The organism is Blautia sp. HA8986, from assembly GCF_056504635.1.
Map to the genome: position 1 here is coordinate 874,241 of NZ_JBWLUQ010000001.1, position 17,243 is coordinate 891,483.

The window sequence follows — 17,243 nt, forward strand, 5'->3', positions numbered from 1 at the left end:
AAAACATAGTTTTTTAATATCTCTATGAATGACATATTTCTTAGATCCTTGCTACAAAAATAAAACTTGTAGCAAGGTACTATGAGGTCACCTTTTGACCCCAGCATCATGATATTGAGTAAAATCAAAGGATTCTGCCACTTTATTTTTATTTAACTGTCGAAAATGGGATTATGTGTCAAGTTTGTTTTTTTGTTCAATTCGCTTCTAAACTGTGTACAATTTACTGGCACTGAGCTTCTTTGAAGCATCTATGTATACCAATTCTATAAATTTGTCTGTCTCGCGCATTTGAAATTGTTTTATTGCAGCTTCTATTTTTCCTACCATCTCTGCATCTTTTTCATCAAACCCGAACACGACCAGGAATGCCGTATCCGTCTTCGTACTGACCATATACTGCTGGATCTGGCTGAGACCGCCGTCACTTTGCAGGCCTCTGTTGGAAAGAAGCTTGAATTCTACCAATATGCTTTTTTGGTATCCATTGCTGAATTCAAAATCAACCATTCCGCATCCGGTATACTTTTCCCTGTTTGTGATAATCTCATGTCCGTCAAGAAACGCATCTGCATAACTCCAGAACTTGTTTTGTGTTTCCTTTTCCAGTACGTGCTTATCTCCATCCCAGAAGTCTTTCCAGCCGCCTTTTTCTTCAATATAAAATTTGTATTTCTGAAATAATCTCTGGCAGAATATCCATAATTTGGTTTTGTCTATGATCGCAGTCTCATTTACTGCCGTCTCAATTTCAATATTTTTCTTATATTCCTGGAATTCCCTGTACTGCTGCAGACACCATTTCATATATTCTGTCTGAATCTTTCTCTCGTCTTTTCCGGTTAATTCTTCTGGCAGTACCAGTTCATGTCCATGATTCAGGCTGTTATAATAGTCAAGCATTCCTATATTATTTCCGAACTTCTGGATCCAGCCATATGCCAGAACCTCAACAAAGTCCACTTTTTCAACCTCTTCAAATCTTCTCTCATCCTCCCGAAGAGCGCAAAAAATCCTCTGCTGTTCTTCCTTCCTAAACAAATGCATTCCTATAAGTGCGAGATACAACCTGGTATATCTGCGTTTGACCGGGATTTTGCCCAGCTGATACATGATCTCCCTGTATTCTTCAGGCCATTCCTCCACAAGATATGGACCTATTTGAATCATAACTCCCGTGGTTGTTGCCTCATAACGTTCCTTGCATCTTCCCCATATTTTATTCTTATTTTTATTTTTTCGAAGGAATTGAATCGCGTCTCTTATCTTTCCTTCTATCTCATTTATTATCTCGGCCTCACTTTCCTCCGGCGTTTTTCTTAACAATGCTACTCCCCTTGGTCCTTTTAATGTTATCATCAGGTTCACAAAATAAGAAGTCGACCATATCTCCGAGTCTTCTTCAAAAAACTGAGGAAAGCCACCATCTTTTGAGTTCTGGGCTTTCAATATCTTTCGCAGTACTTTTGCATCTTTGCGATCAATAAACCGTCCTGTCCGGAGCAGATAATCCAGTCCTCTTGCTGTATGGCGGATATTCTTAACTCGATCTGTCTCTGGCTGTCCATATGGTTCTTTTTTACCTCCAGCACCGAGAAAGTATCCTTTTTTATCCCTCAGTTTAGTCATCCATTCGCACATCTTTTTTTCTTCTTCTGGTGCATCACCCCCTAATACATGCAATGTCTGAACTGCGATTGTACTGGAGAATACATTTGGCTTTGCTCTGGAATCTTCCTCTGTCCGGATACTCCCAGGTCTTAATTCAATCCTGCCCCATTCACCGTAATCAAACTGATCTCCTTTAATCCACGCTGCAACCTTTTCAAGTTCTATATTCTCAGTATTCCGGTTTTCAAAATACTGTTCGTCTCTTTCATATTCACTCTCAACTGCTACACTCATTTGTTTTTTCATTGTGTGTTTCCACACAACGCTCCATAAATGCACTTACTGACCGGGTTACTTTTTCTTCCTCGCTTTTTTCTCGGGATATTATTGTACCACACTCGTTACCTCTATTCAATATGTGCACTTAATTATGTATATAGAAATTATTTGTTCTTATATTGTCATCTGTATTCTATTTTAGAAATTTTATTTAGATATATAATTATTTCATTTACGCAGCTCATAAGAAATGTTATAATTTTTATATCACAATTTTATCTTTTTTATTACCGTAGATTGGAGATTTTTATGGAATCAAATGAAGGCTTTTATATAAAATATGAAAAAAAAGTCATGAAGAACATACGGCATATCATGCAAGAACATGGAATTACACAAAAAATCCTGGCAGAGAATTCAGGTATCAACCAGTCCACCTTATCCAAACTTCTGTCTGGAAAAGCCAGCTTCACCCTGGAACACATTGCGAAAATCGCACGTGCACTAAATATAGATGCTGCTGACCTTGTCTCTTTTCGCCCCGGCACAGTCATTACAAATACCTGTTTTTCTTCTCATTATATTCCAGAGAATGATAATCTGGTATGTTCGATTAACCGACCGGCTTTTAAAGGGTATATCGGGAATAAGTATTATCTATATTTCTACTCGACCATCTCCTCTGAGGCTAAATTGATCCACGGCGAACTCACACTTTCTGCATCTGATGAGAACCGCTGCAGGGTCAACCTGGAAATCTATACAGGAAAAATCGATGTATCCGGCACTCCTATCAGGAAAGTATATACAGGAGATATGGTTATCTCAATCTCTATGGGTTCCTGTTACTGCACTCTGACTAATGCTGAGATTGGTGAATTATGTTTTCTTTCATTTCACCATATGTTTTTATTCTCCCAGGATATTCTGTGCAGGATCGGTGCCGTACTGACAACTTCCAGCGGCGGCAACAGGCGGCCAACTCTTCACCGGATGGTTATCAGTAAATATGAATTTAATCTGGACGAGGACAGTGAAGATCTGCACTTTTTAAAAGGTCAGTTAAAGCTTAACAGTTCCAGAGTACTGATTTCCAAAAAGGAGTTTCAGGCATTGCTGAAAAAATATGCTTCTGATTCGGATGTCAGTTTGAAGAAGTTTTTCTCTTCTTTTCAAAATCTCGCTGAACAGGAAGAATATTACGAAATTGAGGAATCCACACTGCTTGGAATCAACATCCCTGTGGGTACCAAGATCAATGGTATCAGCTTATTGCGTGAGGCTTCAACATCAGATAAATATAATAAAATATCTTCAAAATGTGACGAATTCCTTTTTGAATATATTTCATCACGTACAAAAGATTAATTTATGATTACACACCAATACCAGGAGGTACTTTATGTCGCTTCAGAAAATTGAAAAGGCAATCCTCACAGCCCAGCGCATTGCACATTGGGAAGCCTATCTAATTGAATACGATCATAAAAAAAATCCTAATGAATACGTATGCTACGCTTTCCATTTTGAACCTAAAGAATTACTTAATAACATAGTAAATTCTATGTCTTCTAATTTTTTTAATAAAGTAAAAAATCAAGAGCGTGTTCTTGAATATACGGCTCAGAATCCTAAAGGCACAATTGAAAAGCTAAGTCTTAACAGTTCACTTATACATAAAACCTGGGCTTCTCTGCTTAATCACATCAATACCAGTGATGACACATGCAAGCTAAAAGATATCTCTGCCAATGCTTTTATTTTTGTCGGAAACTATCAGGATGAAAATGGAAATGATAAGAATCTCTATTTTCTCACTCAGAAGAATCCTGTTCTTTCTTTCAAAAAGCGTACGCCAATCTTTGTCAGCCGTCATAATACTGTTGTCGAAGCACAGGAACCAATGATTCAGTTTGGCAGGTGCTGTGATATTTTAATAACCGATCATACGCTTTATTCTGTAAATAACAATTTTGAAAGTATATTCAACATTGAATATTCCCATAAAATCGTCTGCCGGGAACACCTTGCCGAATTGGAAACAGCTGATCTTATAGATGATATGGAATCCTATAAAACTTTTGCTGTCTCCGGGCAAAACTCCAAAAAATTCATCACTTACGATGCGCAAATTGTTGCGAAATTACAAAAACAGGAATATAAAGATCTCTTAAAAAAAGAACTTCGTATTCCTGTTAATCCCGCCACACATAAATTCGATTTAAGCAAACCGCAAAACGCACGTAATTTCACACTTGCAATCTGCGGTAAAACCAAACTTAACATGTTTGATAAAGGGGTCTGCGAAGTGCCATCCTCTGTTCCAATTTCATTTTCCTAAGAAGAACGGTTTATCGAGCGGTGCTATTTCAATTACATTTTCCTTATATGCGGATAATGGTTTCTTACTGATAACTATTATCTGCAGAGGATCAGTTTCACCTTCTGCCACCCACTGAACTTCGCATGTATAGAATTTATATTTTTTTACTTCAAAAAACAGATTTGCATATACATTGTTATTCCTGACACATAAAAACATGAGAATCAGAAAATAGATCAAAAATTCCGCCAAGCTGACCCACTTTGTAAAATCAAATGCAAATAGCGGAAGAATATATGATAGTAAAAATTCTGACGTAATCCCCTTTTCCTGTTGTACGGATAATATTTTATATTTCTTAAAACTTTCTTTTCTTATTCCTTTCATCGAGCCAACTATAACTATTCCAGATATAATAAGTCCAGCAACAATTCCACTTATTCCAGCTATCTCTGCACCTATAGTAGTGTTCGTCTTATCCGCAATACTCATTCCATCTATAAATACAACTGTAAACCATAACGGAATAAATGCGGTAAAAAACATTGCTGTTTTAAATATTTTATTCATACACTATCCTTTTAAAATTTTCACAGATCATTCCCGTTTCTGCTGATAAGTTCTCTGGACCAGTACGCAGAATCCTTCCAGATCCTCTCCTGTGTCTCGAAATCAACATAAATGATTCCAAAACCATCCGGCAGCACCCGGGACCAGTCAATGGAAAAACGATATCCTTTCAACCCCAGTTCTTTCATATGCGCTACATCTTCTTTAAATAATTCATGCCTTTTCCGGAATCTCGCCCCATTCCTTCGATCTGATAGGAGCTGGTCGCTGCTCCCCATACAAAATCTTCTGAAAACCCCATATTTTATAATACCTCCGATAATTGTTACTATTGGTCATGCGTTCACTATACTGAACAATAATTTATTTGTCAAGCAGGATGGACAGCTCCAAGATTTACTTCATAGAAAAAAGAACTGCCATTTTACAGAAAAATTTCTGTGATGACAGTTCTCCTTTGTTACTTCGTTCTTTACAGAATTACATGTCTCGGGCAGACTTCTTTACATTTACCACAGCCTGTACACTTATCATAATCAATGTGTGCACAGAAATCAGTAACTGTAATCGCCTCTGACGGACAGTTCTTCTCACATTTCTTACATCCGATACAGCCAAGCTCGCAGGCTGTTGTAACAGCTTTTCCTTTTGCATGGGAGCTGCAGGCCACACGGATCTGTTTGTCATATGGCACCAGCTCGATGAGATGACGCGGGCATTTTGCGACGCATTTGCCGCAGGCCTTACATGCTTCCTGATCTACTACTGCAACACCATTTACTACATGGATGGCATCAAACGGACATGCCTTTACACAGCTTCCGAATCCCATACATCCGAAAGTACAATTTTTTGCTCCACTGCCAGGAATGAATGCCATCATCTCACAGTCTTCCACGCCTGTGTACTCATACTTTTCAGTTGTCTTGTCGCAGGTTCCGGCACATTTTACAAAAGCAACCTGACGTGCGGTTTCTTTTACTTCCTGTCCCATGATCGCGCCAATCTTGGCAGCTACCGGAGCGCCGCCGACCGGACACTGATCAACCGGAGCCTCTCCTTTGGCAATGGCTGCCGCAAGTCCGGAACATCCCGGATATCCGCAGCCACCACAGTTATTACCTGGAAGAACGCCAAGAATGGCTTCTTCTTTTTCATCTACCTTTACAGTTAATTTCTTATCTGCCAGTCCAAGGAAGATACCAATGAATAATCCAGTACCGCCGACAATGACTGCAGCCATAATAATTCCTGTTATACTCATGCTTTTCTTCCTCCTATACGATTCCGGAGAATCCAAAGAATGCAATAGCCATCAATGCTGCTGTAAGCAGAACGATCGGCATCCCCTGGAAGGATTCCGGAATATCGTTGTATTCCATTTTTTCACGGATTCCCGCAAGCAGTACGATAGCGATCAGATAACCCACGCCTGTTGCAAATCCGTTGACAACGCTCTCAAGAATGCTGTACTCATATTTTACGTTGTTCAGTGCCACACCAAGAACTGCACAGTTTGTTGTGATCAGCGGAAGATATACACCAAGCGCCTTGTAAAGAGATGGAACAAATTTCTTGAGGAACATCTCTACGATCTGTACCAGTGCTGCGATAACGAGGATAAATACGATTGTTTTCAGGTACTCAAAATGTGTTGGTACCAGGATAAATTTATATAACAGCGAAGCAACAAAGGATGCGATCGTGATAACAAATACAACCGCGCCTCCCATGCCGACTGCAGTTTCAGTCTTCTTGGAAACTCCCAGGAAAGAACAGATTCCAAGGAACTGGCTTAATACAACGTTACTGCAAAGTGCAGAACCAATAGCAATTAACATTAAGCTTGCCATCTTCTACTCCCCCTTTATTCTTTCTCAGAAGGACAGCCGCCGCAGGTTGCACAGTTGGAACCGCAGCCGGACTGGATCTTGGAAACATCCTTGCCCTTCTTTGCCATGTTGATCTTTACTTTGTTCTGGATTGCTGCAAGTCCTGCAAGAACCAGGAATGCTCCAGGTGCAAGGATAAAGATAGTGATCGGGGTATAACCGGCAGCACCAGTAGCTGCATCAGCAACCGGGATGATCTGTGCTCCGAAAGCTTTTCCGGAACCAAGGATCTCTCTTACAAGACCAATGGCAACCAGACCGACTGTAAATCCAAGTCCCATTCCAAGTCCGTCAAAAATTGAAGGAAGGACCGGATTCTTGGAAGCATAGCTCTCTGCACGTCCTAGAATGATACAGTTAACTACGATCAGCGGAATATAGATTCCAAGTGAATCATAAAGGGAAGGAGTAAAACCTTCCATAAGGAACTGCACGATTGTTACAAAAGATGCTACAACTACGATGAATGCCGGCATTCTCACAGAATCCGGAATCACTTTACGCAGCATGGAGATCAGCATGTTTGACATAACAAGTACCACGGTTGTGGAAAGTCCCATACCAATACCATTGATAGCTGAAGTTGTTACCGCAAGTGTCGGACACATTCCCAGCATCAGAACGAAAATCGGATTCTCGGTTATAATACCGTTTTTTAATCTTTCACCACATTTATTCATATTCAACTACCCTCCTAAAATGCGTTTTTGCAATAGCCGATAGCTGTATTGACTGCACCGGTAAAAGCTCTGGATGTAATGGTCGCACCACTGATGGCATCAATAGGCTCACCTTCGCCGCCATCTTTGGATACATAGAATTTATCGGTATTTTTACCTACGTACTGCTCCTGGAACTGGGCTTCTGTCGCACGCATTCCAAGTCCTGCGGTCTCACTGATAGAAAGAATGGAAACACCGCTTACGGTTCCGTCCTTTGTCACACCTACTGTGATCTGGATGTCACCGCCGTAGCCTTCTTTATCTGTTACCGTTACTACGTATCCTTCATCTGCTGCTTCACAGACTTCGTCCACTGTAGCTTTTACTCCAAAATCGGCAACTACTTTATCGGCAGCCTCCTGATCTACGTCAATGGCTTTAAAATCTTCCAGGCTTACATCACTGAATACTGTCTGCCATGCTTCTTTTTTTGCCTGCTCTTCAGTTCTTGCGATCGGTTCTTTTGTAACTTCATAAACCAGTCCAAGTCCAAGTCCGGCAACTACTGTAATGATCGTAAGGATCAATGTATTTCTGATAATCTTACTCATTATTTCCTGCCTCCTTTTCCAAAAGCAACCGGTTTTGTTACTTTCTCAATAAGCGGAACCAGAAGGTTGCAGAAAATGATCGCATAGGAAACACCCTCTGCAGAACCGCCAAAGAGACGGAACACTGCTGTTACAATACCAAGGCAGCATCCATATACCAGCTGTCCCTTCGGTGTGATCGGTGTGGTTACATAATCGGTTGCCATGAACCATGCGCCAAGCATCAGACCGCCGCCGAAGATATGGCTGAAAAGATAGTTCACGTCAAATCCTTTGCCTGTTCCCAGCATATAAAGGATCACAAATACGGCGAAGCTTCCGATATATGTAAGTGGCACTTTCAGATCAATGATCTTAAATGCAAGAAGGATCACGGCACCGATCAGGATTGCCAGTGCGGAGGTTTCACCGATGGTTCCCTGGATATTACCAAGGAAGAGATTTTTTACCGGAATGGAAGTTCCCGCAACAAATCCCTGGCTCTTCAGAGCCGCCAGAGGTGTTGCCTGTGTAACAGTATCCACAACTGCATGAGAGCTCTTGGAAACTGCAAAGTTAGTCATCTTTCCGGCAAAAGAGATCATAAGGAAACATCTTCCTGCAAGAGCCGGGTTCATAAAGTTCTGGCCAAGTCCGCCGAACAGCTGTTTTACAACAATAATCGCAAAGGCACTGCCAAGGATCGGCATCCAGATTGGAATCTGGGGCGGCATGTTTAAAGCAAGCAGAAGACCTGTTACAACTGCACTGAAATCTTTGGTCGTGTTCTTCTTGTGCATCAGACGGTCATAAAGCCACTCAAAAAATACACTGGATGCAATCGTTGCAAGAATTACAAGAAGTGCATGCACACCAAAATTCCAGATACCAAATAATGTCGCAGGCAGAAGTGCGATCACAACCAGCTGCATGATACGACTGGTAGTCATTTTATCCCTGATATGGGGATTAGATGATACGTTATACATTTGTTCCATTGTTTTTCCTCCCCCTATTTCTTTTTCTTGCGCTCGGCAAGAACCATTTTTCTCATAGATTTAATACTCTGAGTCAGAGGTCGTTTGGCAGGACAGATGTAACTGCAGCAGCCGCATTCACAGCACTCCATACCATCCATCTTCTCGAAGCCTGCCATATCACCGTTCTCTGCAAGAGTTGCAAGACGGGCGGGAACCACATGGCCTGGACAGACGCTTACGCAACGTCCGCAGTTGATACATGCAGTCTGAATCTGCTTCGCCTCGGATACTGCATCATGCTCCAGAAAAAGCAGGGAAGAGGTTGTCTTTGTACATGGGATGTGAAGATCATACAGTGCAAATCCCATCATCGGTCCACCGGAAATTGCTTTCGCGATCTTTTCTTTCAGGCCACCTGCAGCGTCTACAAGTTCTGACAGATCTGTTCCTGTAAGAACGGAAAAGTTTTTCGGTGTGCGGATGCCGTCTCCTGTAACTGTTAAATTACGGCTGATGACCGGTTGACCAAGGATTACTGCTTTATAAACAGAGGTAACGGTTTCTACGTTATCAACAACACATCCTACATCTGCCGGAAGCATGGTGGAATTGATCTCTCTGCCTGTAACCGCATAGATCAGAGTACGCTCACCACCCTGCGGATATTTGGTCTTGAGTTCTTTTACTTCCATACGTTCTTTGCCTTTGATAGCTTCCTTCATTCTGGCAATACAGTCAGGCTTGTTATCCTCGATACAGATGCATCCCAATGCTTTCGGGAATACTTTCAGGATTACTTCCAGTCCTTTTACAACATTCTCCGGTTCTTCCATCATTCTGCGGTAGTCACTGGTAATATAAGGCTCGCACTCCGCACCATTTACCAGAATGTGGTCGATCTTGTCCGGTTCCTTCGGTGAAAGCTTCACATGTGTCGGGAAGCCTGCACCACCCTGTCCTACAACTCCGCCTTCCTGAATTCTTTTTAAAATGTCTTCTTTGGAAAGGTTGGAAAGATTGGCAGGTGTATATTCCACCGATTCATATTGTCCATCATTTTCAATGATGATCGCATCACCCATGGCTCCTACTGCTGTCAGGCGTTTCTCGATTCCTTTCACAGTTCCTGATACAGATGAATGTATCGGTGCAGAAACGAATCCACCTGCTTCTGCGATTTTCTGTCCTACGAGCACATGATCGCCTTTTTTCACGATCGGCTTGGCCGGAGCTCCGATATGCTGAGATACAAGAATTGCCAGATCTCCTTTCGGCAGATACTTCTCAACAGGACAGTTTTTTGACAAATCTTTGCCGTCATAAGGATGAATACCACCTCTGAAGGTTAAAAATGCCATAGATCTCATCTCCTCCTTTATTGTTTGCATGTACATGCACGCTGCGTTTCCGTGCTGTGCACATCATACTCTTTTTTAAAGTTGATTTCCGTGTTTCTGATATATGTATGATAGATTGATTCTATCCGTCATACTATGATATACTTTCATATAGAAGTGATCACGGTTCCAGGAAAACTGCAGATAAAAATCAAATTATAAAGTAATATTAATCAGTTTTTATAACTGTCAATTCCCACATAAATCCAGTACCATTTCCTGTTATTTTCATCAACTCCACGAATATACTATAACTCATTTCACCTAAAATTGCACTATGGAAAAAACGTTTTTTTGTGTATAATTAGATACAATCCATAAAGGAGGAAATTAACATGATTGTTAAAAAAATGCCGATTTTACAAGGGTTTCCGGACTTTGAGACTGTTAAAAAATTGACTAAAAAGCATGCATTTTCAGAGCATTTTGTACCGGTTTTCTATGACATTGAAACAACAGGACTATCACGAAATTCCACTTTTCTGTATCTTGTCGGTGCTGTGGCTTATGAAGAAAAAAACTGGCAGATGTACCAGTGGATGATCGAAGATGAGAAAGAAGAACCCGAGCTTTTGAAAATATTTTCGGAATTTTTACAGAATTTTTCCTGCACGATCCAGTATAACGGCGACAGTTTTGACCAGCCTTACCTGGAAGCCCGCTGTCAGATTCACGGATTGCCTTCTCCCTTTGAAAACCTGCTTTCTCTGGACCTTTACCGACAGCTGAAACCCGTAAAAGGGCTACTGAAGCTTTCCAAAATGAATCAGCCTTCTGTGGAAGCTTTCCTTGGAATCGACCAGCGTGAATACTGCGATGGCGGGGCATGTATCCGTCACTATAAACAATTTGCTTCAGGCAAAAAAAAAGATGCCGCTGATATTGTACTTGGCCACAATCAGGAGGATCTTCTTGGACTTGGAAAAATCCTCTCAATGCTTTCCTATCTCTGTCTTTTTGAAGAAGGTTATGAGCCTCTGAATTGTGAATTTCTAGACGAACAAATAATTTTTACCCTTGTACTTTCCCGCAGTCTACCTGTGGAATTCTCCAATTATAGTGAAAAATTCTACATAACCGGTCAGAAAAACCGCGTTCGTTTCCTCATAAAGCACCAAAACGGCCGTTTAAAACAGTATTATTCCAATTACAAGGATTATGATTATATTCCTTCAGAAGATACAGCCATCCCAAAGACATTAAGTGTCTGCATGGATAAGAAACTTCGTAAACCTGCCAAAAAAGATACCTGCTATACCTGGTTCTCTGTAACAGATGACTTTGTCCGGAATCCGCTCAAACAGAAAACTTATCTTAAACATTGCCTGCCTTATTATCTCTCCACTTTAAAATGAATTCATTATATCTAGGATCAGCATAAACCAAAAAGCCCTGAACATTTTGCTTCTGAACTGCAGAATATGCCTGTAAAAGCATATGCCCGGGGCTTGTTCATTTTACTGTTACAGGAATTATTAAACACTAAAAAAGAGACTGCCGCCAAAATGGAAACAGTCTCTTATAATTCTCAGAATATCAATATCTGTTCAAACTTCCGGATAGAAATTACTCCTCTGTCTGCTCTGCAGAATAATCCTCAAGTGCTTTCATGCTAAGGCTGATCTTTCTGTCCTCGCCATTAAAATCAACAACTTTAGCCTCGATTTCCTGTCCGATGGAAAGTACATCAGATGGTTTAGCAACGTGCTCTCTGGAAATCTGAGATACATGAAGAAGTGCATCTACTCCAGGTGCAAGCTCAACAAATGCACCAAAATCTGTCATACGTGCAACTTTACCTTTTACTACATTTCCTACTGCGAAGTCCTCAGCAGCTGTAAGCCATGGGTTCTCCTCCGGGAATTTAAGGGAAAGTGCAATCTTATCTCCGTTGATCTCTTTGATAAGAACTGTAACTTTATCACCAACATTGAATACCTTCTTCGGATTCTCTACTCTGCCCCAGGACATCTCAGAGATGTGAAGAAGTCCGTCTGCTCCACCGAGATCGATGAATGCACCGAAATCTGTAACATTCTTAACAACACCCTCAACCTTGTCACCAGCTTTGATCTTAGCAAGAAGCTCTTTCTGTTTCTCGGCTTTCTCAGCAAGAAGAAGCTGTTTACGGTTACCGATGATACGGCGTCTTCTTGGGTTGAACTCTGTGATAACAAACTCGATCTCCTGATCTGCGTATTTGGAAAGGTCTTTCTCATATGTGTCGGATACAAGGCTTGCAGGAATGAATACTCTTGTTTCCTCTACGTTAACACAAAGACCACCATCAAGTACCTGTGTTACAGGAGCTTTCAGAACCTCCTGGTTCTCAAATGCCTCCTCAAGACGTTTGTTTCCCTTCTCTGCTGCAAGACGTTTGTAAGTCAGTGTAACCTGGCCCTCTCCGTCGTTTACTTTGAGAACCTTTGCTTCCATGGTATCGCCAGGTTTAACAACGTCTGTAAGCACAACGCTTGAATCGTTTGTGTACTCGTTCTTTGTGATGATACCGTCTGCTTTATAGCCGATATTCAGGATGATCTCATCATCTTTTACATCGATGACGGTACCCTGTACGATCTCTCCATTTCTGATTGTTTTTACGGAATCTTCCAGCATCTGTTCAAAACTTAATTCTGACATGTTCTTGAACCTCCTCAATAATTTTCTTTGGGGTGGAAGCCCCTGCTGTAATACCTACACAACTACTGCATTGGAACATTTCAGAATCCAAGTCTACAGGTGTTTGTATATAGTAAGTATTTCCACATTCCTTTTTACATATTTCAAACAGCTTTTGAGTATTGGAACTATGTCGGCCGCCTACAACCAGCATAGTGTCTACCTCTCCGGCTATCGCTTTAGCTTCTTTCTGCCGTTCTTCGGTAGCATTACAAATAGTGTTTAAAATATTTAAAATATTTAAAACATTATTATCATAACTCTTTTTGCGGAGAATTTCAACTAATTCTTGAAATTTGTTGTAATTAAATGTCGTCTGTGAAACTACACACACTTCTTTATCCGGCGAAATGCTGAATTCTTCAGCATCTTCGGCACTTTTGATTACTGTGTACGGTCCCTGACACCATCCGCAGATTCCCTGTACCTCCGGATGATCCGGATCTCCGATAATCACAATATGTGCACCTCTGGCACTTTCTCTCTCAACGATCTTGTGGATCTTCAGCACAAAAGGACAGGTAACATCTACGTATCCCAGACCGTATTTCTTGATCTTGTTATAGACCTTGCGGCCTACACCATGAGAACGGATCACAACTGTACCGCCCTTTAAGCTGGCAAGATCCTCCTCACTGATCACAGCCACGCCTCTTTTTTCCAGGTCTGAGACAACTTCCTCATTATGGATGATAGGTCCCAATGTATAAATAGGTGCAGCATCGGAGCCGATCAGATCATAAACCCGATCCACTGCTCTTTGTACGCCGAAACAGAATCCGGCAGTTTCCGCAACTTTTATCTTCATCTATTCACCTTTTCTCTGTATACAGAAAGAATTTTATCAACAACTTCGTCAATTCCCATCTCAGAAGAATCAACAAGAACTGCATCTTCTGCCTGCTTCAGCGGTGAAACGGCTCGGTTCATATCTCTCTCGTCCCTGTCAATAATATCTTTCAGGATTGCCTCCAGATCGCAGGCTTCTCCCTTCTCTGTAAGCTCCAGATATCGTCTGTTGGCACGGGTTCTGGCACTTGCAGTCAGAAAGATCTTTACTTCTGCATTCGGAAGAATGGTAGTTCCGATATCTCTTCCATCCATGACCACATTGTTCTCAGCTGCAAGATTTCGCTGTAGTTTCAGAAGATGCGCGCGCACTTCCGGATTTGCAGAACTTACAGATGCCATGTTTCCAACCTCTTCCTTACGGAGAAATGAAGTTACATTTTTTCCGTTAAGGATCACCTGCTGCTCGCCGTTCTCATAGCGGATGGAGATATCCGCACCGTGACAGGCTTCGGCGATCTTTTCATCACCGCTGATGCCTTTTTCCAGAAGATAAAGTGCCATGGCACGGTACATGGCTCCTGTATCTACATAGATAAAGGACAGCTCCTTTGCCACCTTTTTTGCGATTGTGCTTTTTCCTGCACCTGCGGGCCCGTCAATTGCAATATTAATACCCATAATTAAATGCCCCTTCCTCTTTTTCTGTTATTCGATCGCCTGCGCTGCAACATACGCGGTAGACCACGCGATCTGAAGATTATAGCCACCTGTCACAGCATCCAGATCCAGCACTTCACCTGTAAAATACAGATTTTTTACTTTTTTGGATTCCATTGTAGATGGCTGTATCTCTTTTACTGACACACCGCCTCTTGTGATGATAGCTTCCTTGAACTCTCCCATTCCTGTGATCGTAAAAGGGAAAGCCTTGATCAGACGGCCAAAGGCCTGGCGTTCTTCCCTGGAGATTTCATGTACTGGCTTGTCTCCCGGAATTCCACCGATCTCGATCATGATCGGAGTCAGAGAAGACGGAAAAAGAACACCGATCACATTTTTGAACTGTTTATTGGGATTTGCATCGAACTCACGCAGGATCCGGGCATCAAGCTGTTCTGCATCAAGTGCGGGCTTCAGGTCGAGATAAGCCTGCAAAGATTCTTTTTCCAGTTTTTTGCCGATCTGAGCACTTGCAGAAAGTATCAGGGGACCTGTAACTCCGAAATGTGTAAACATCATCTCGCCAAAATCTTTATAGAGGACTTTTTTTCCGGATTTCACGGTCAGCTCGACATTTCGAAGGGAAAGGCCCTGGAGTTTGGATACATAATCTTCTTTCGCTACCAGAGGTACCAGTGACGGCGACTGGGCAACTACTTTATGGCCGGTTTCAGCTGCAAAACGGTATCCATCTCCTGTAGAACCTGTAGAAGGATAAGAAAGCCCGCCTGTGGCAACCACCACTGCATCAGCAGTAAAAAAAGTTCCATCGGCAAGTAATACGCCTGTAACCTTCTCTTCCTCTGTGCAAACTTCCTTCACCTCTGTATGAAGATGTACCTGTGCTCCGGCTTTTTTCAGTTCCCGTTCCAGTGCGCGGATAATATCAGATGAATGATCAGATACCGGAAATACACGGTTTCCACGCTCGGTTTTTAATGGTACGCCTGCTTCCTCAAAGAAATTCATCACATCCCTGCTTCCATATGTGTAAAAAGCACTGTAAAGGAACTTGCGATTCGACATCACTGCCGGAAACAGTTCTTCTGTGTCTGAATCATTTGTGACATTGCATCGTCCCTTACCTGTGATGAAAAGTTTTTTACCAAGTTTTTCATTTTTTTCCAGGATATGAACCTGGTGTCCTCTGCGCGCAGCATAAACGCCGCAGAGCATTCCGGCGGCACCACCGCCTACGATCGCAACCTTGGACATTACCTGTTATCCTGCCTTTTTCGTTTTTTATGCACAAAGGAGCCTGCATACAGCAAGCTCCTTCTGTTGTATCTGAATGTAAAACATTCTCTCTGTGCTTTATACCGGGTATGCGCCGTTCTTTGTATCAGCTACAGTCTCATCAACCTTCGTTTTCTGAGCCTGACGATATTTAAAGAAGTCCATGGCTACCTGTGGGAACAGTGCGTATGTCAGAACATCCTCATCCTGCTCCTTGTACTGTGCCATCTCGCTCTCAAGCTTATCAAGCTCGTCTTCCAGAAGGTCTGCAGGACGGCATGTGATCGGCTCTACATCACCGATGCACTTCTTCTGTACTTCCGGGTTAAATGGTCTGGCTGTTGCGCCGTATTTACCACTTAATACGTCTCTTGTCTCTTTTGTCACAACTTTGTAACGCTCGCCCATGATTACGTTAAATACAGCCTGTGTACCAACGATCTGAGAGGACGGAGTAACAAGCGGCGGCTCTCCGAGGTCTTTACGAACACGCGGAACCTCCTCAAGTACTTCGTAGAATTTATCCTCTGCATGCTGCTCTTTCAGCTGTGATGTCAGGTTGGAAAGCATTCCACCTGGTACCTGGTACAGAAGAGTCTTGATGTTTACGCCAAGGTTCTTCGGATTGAGAAGACCTGTATCAAGAGCCTCGTCACGCATCGGACGGAAGTAGTCAGCGATCTCAGCGAGAAGCTGCTGGTCAAATCCTGTATCATATGCTGTTCCCTTGAATGTCTCAACCATAACCTCTGTTGCCGGCTGGGATGTTCCAAGAGCGAACGGAGACATTGCTGTGTCGATGATGTCAACACCAGCCTCTACTGCTTTCATATATGTCATGGAAGCAACACCGGATGTATAATGAGAATGAAGATCGATCGGGATCTTAACAGTCTCTTTGAGAGCCTGAACAAGCTCTGTAGCCTTATACGGAACAAGAAGTCCTGCCATATCTTTGATACAGATGGAATCTGCACCCATATCCTCGATACGTTTTGCAAGATCTGTCCAGTAATCAAGTGTGTAAGCATCACCAAGTGTGTAAGCCATTGCAACCTGTGCATGTGCTTTCTCCTTGTTTGCTGCTTTTACAGCTGTCTGAAGGTTACGAAGGTCATTCATACAGTCAAAGATACGGATGATATCGATACCGTTAGCTGCGGATTTCTGTACAAAATACTCTACTACATCATCTGCATATGGACGATATCCAAGGATGTTCTGTCCACGGAACAGCATCTGAAGCTTTGTGTTTTTGAAACCGTCACGAAGTTTGCGAAGTCTTTCCCACGGATCCTCTTTCAGGAAACGTAAGGAAGCATCGAAAGTAGCACCGCCCCAGCACTCTACTGCATAGTAGCCGACTTTGTCAAGCTTCTCAATGATCGGAAGCATCTGCTCTGTGCTCATACGTGTAGCGATCAGGGACTGATGAGCGTCACGCAGGATCGTTTCCACAACTTTCACAGGTTTTTTCTCTATTTCTGCCATAATTATTCTCCTTACAAA

The 17,243-nt window shown here is 42.2% G+C and carries 16 protein-coding genes and 1 pseudogene; 3 read left to right on the forward strand and 14 right to left on the reverse strand.

The genetic code is table 11. The features are described from left to right. Window positions 1-207: 207 nt before the first annotated feature. Window positions 208-1,917: a prenyltransferase/squalene oxidase repeat-containing protein gene (locus AC04Q4_RS04020; protein WP_173755774.1), complete on the reverse strand. Its 1,710-nt coding sequence runs from the start codon at window positions 1,915-1,917 to the stop codon at window positions 208-210. A gap of 282 nt (window positions 1,918-2,199) precedes the next feature. On the opposite strand from AC04Q4_RS04020, the gene AC04Q4_RS04025 reads away from it, so the two are divergent. Further along, a complete protein-coding gene (locus tag AC04Q4_RS04025) occupies window positions 2,200-3,258 on the forward strand; it encodes a helix-turn-helix domain-containing protein (RefSeq protein ID WP_173737816.1) in 1,059 nt (352 codons plus the stop codon). Window positions 3,259-3,292: 34 nt separating this feature from the next. Continuing rightward, the gene (locus tag AC04Q4_RS04030) at window positions 3,293-4,231 is read left to right on the forward strand and encodes a DUF4868 domain-containing protein (protein WP_173755775.1); all 939 of its coding nucleotides are present in this window, start codon (window positions 3,293-3,295) and stop codon (window positions 4,229-4,231) included. Here the strand turns inward: AC04Q4_RS04030 and AC04Q4_RS04035 are convergent. The 8 genes and pseudogenes from AC04Q4_RS04035 to rsxC form a co-directional block, all read right to left on the reverse strand. After that, entirely contained in the window at window positions 4,220-4,783 is a 564-nt protein-coding gene (locus AC04Q4_RS04035) for a hypothetical protein (RefSeq protein ID WP_173737814.1), read from the reverse strand. The genes AC04Q4_RS04030 and AC04Q4_RS04035 overlap by 12 nt on opposite strands. 116 nt (window positions 4,784-4,899) lie before the next feature. Then, window positions 4,900-5,084, reverse strand: a pseudogene (locus AC04Q4_RS04040) (family 1 glycosylhydrolase); the annotation flags it as partial. Window positions 5,085-5,255: 171 nt separating this feature from the next. Then, entirely contained in the window at window positions 5,256-6,047 is a 792-nt protein-coding gene (locus AC04Q4_RS04045; RefSeq protein WP_173737813.1) for an RnfABCDGE type electron transport complex subunit B, read from the reverse strand. A gap of 13 nt (window positions 6,048-6,060) precedes the next feature. After that, window positions 6,061-6,636 (reverse strand): electron transport complex protein RnfA, encoded by a 576-nt coding sequence (locus AC04Q4_RS04050; protein ID WP_119238810.1) that lies wholly within the window; start codon window positions 6,634-6,636, stop codon window positions 6,061-6,063. Window positions 6,637-6,650: 14 nt separating this feature from the next. Then, window positions 6,651-7,355, reverse strand: a complete 705-nt coding sequence (gene rsxE, locus AC04Q4_RS04055) for an electron transport complex subunit RsxE (protein ID WP_173755779.1) — start codon at window positions 7,353-7,355, stop codon at window positions 6,651-6,653. A 14-nt stretch (window positions 7,356-7,369) separates the two neighbouring features. Next, window positions 7,370-7,948: an RnfABCDGE type electron transport complex subunit G gene (locus AC04Q4_RS04060; RefSeq protein ID WP_173755780.1), complete on the reverse strand. Its 579-nt coding sequence runs from the start codon at window positions 7,946-7,948 to the stop codon at window positions 7,370-7,372. Beyond that, entirely contained in the window at window positions 7,948-8,925 is a 978-nt protein-coding gene (locus tag AC04Q4_RS04065) for an RnfABCDGE type electron transport complex subunit D (protein WP_173737810.1), read from the reverse strand. Before AC04Q4_RS04065 ends, AC04Q4_RS04060 begins: the two co-directional genes overlap by 1 nt. A 14-nt stretch (window positions 8,926-8,939) precedes the next feature. Next, a complete protein-coding gene (gene rsxC, locus AC04Q4_RS04070; RefSeq protein ID WP_173755781.1) occupies window positions 8,940-10,265 on the reverse strand; it encodes an electron transport complex subunit RsxC in 1,326 nt (441 codons plus the stop codon). Window positions 10,266-10,639: 374 nt separating this feature from the next. On the opposite strand from rsxC, the gene AC04Q4_RS04075 reads away from it, so the two are divergent. Continuing rightward, complete coding sequence (locus AC04Q4_RS04075) at window positions 10,640-11,659, forward strand: ribonuclease H-like domain-containing protein (protein ID WP_476388543.1); 1,020 nt, start codon at window positions 10,640-10,642, stop codon at window positions 11,657-11,659. 211 nt (window positions 11,660-11,870) lie between these two features. Here AC04Q4_RS04075 and rpsA read toward each other — a convergent pair whose 3' ends face one another. The 5 genes from rpsA to AC04Q4_RS04100 form a co-directional block, all read right to left on the reverse strand. Next, window positions 11,871-12,947 carry a 30S ribosomal protein S1 gene (rpsA, locus tag AC04Q4_RS04080; RefSeq protein ID WP_173737807.1) on the reverse strand — a complete coding sequence of 359 codons (1,077 nt, stop codon included), beginning with the start codon at window positions 12,945-12,947 and terminating at the stop codon, window positions 11,871-11,873. Beyond that, window positions 12,928-13,794, reverse strand: a complete 867-nt coding sequence (gene ispH, locus AC04Q4_RS04085; protein WP_476388544.1) for a 4-hydroxy-3-methylbut-2-enyl diphosphate reductase — start codon at window positions 13,792-13,794, stop codon at window positions 12,928-12,930. The genes rpsA and ispH overlap by 20 nt, the downstream gene beginning before the upstream one ends. Further along, complete coding sequence (cmk, locus tag AC04Q4_RS04090; RefSeq protein WP_476388545.1) at window positions 13,791-14,456, reverse strand: (d)CMP kinase; 666 nt, start codon at window positions 14,454-14,456, stop codon at window positions 13,791-13,793. The genes ispH and cmk overlap by 4 nt, the downstream gene beginning before the upstream one ends. Window positions 14,457-14,483: 27 nt before the next feature. Beyond that, on the reverse strand, window positions 14,484-15,713 hold the full coding sequence (locus tag AC04Q4_RS04095; RefSeq protein ID WP_476388546.1) for an aminoacetone oxidase family FAD-binding enzyme: 1,230 nt from the start codon (window positions 15,711-15,713) through the stop codon (window positions 14,484-14,486). 99 nt (window positions 15,714-15,812) lie between these two features. Further along, the gene (locus tag AC04Q4_RS04100) at window positions 15,813-17,225 is read right to left on the reverse strand and encodes an oxaloacetate decarboxylase subunit alpha (protein WP_195455292.1); all 1,413 of its coding nucleotides are present in this window, start codon (window positions 17,223-17,225) and stop codon (window positions 15,813-15,815) included. Between the last annotated feature and the right edge of the window lie 18 nt (window positions 17,226-17,243).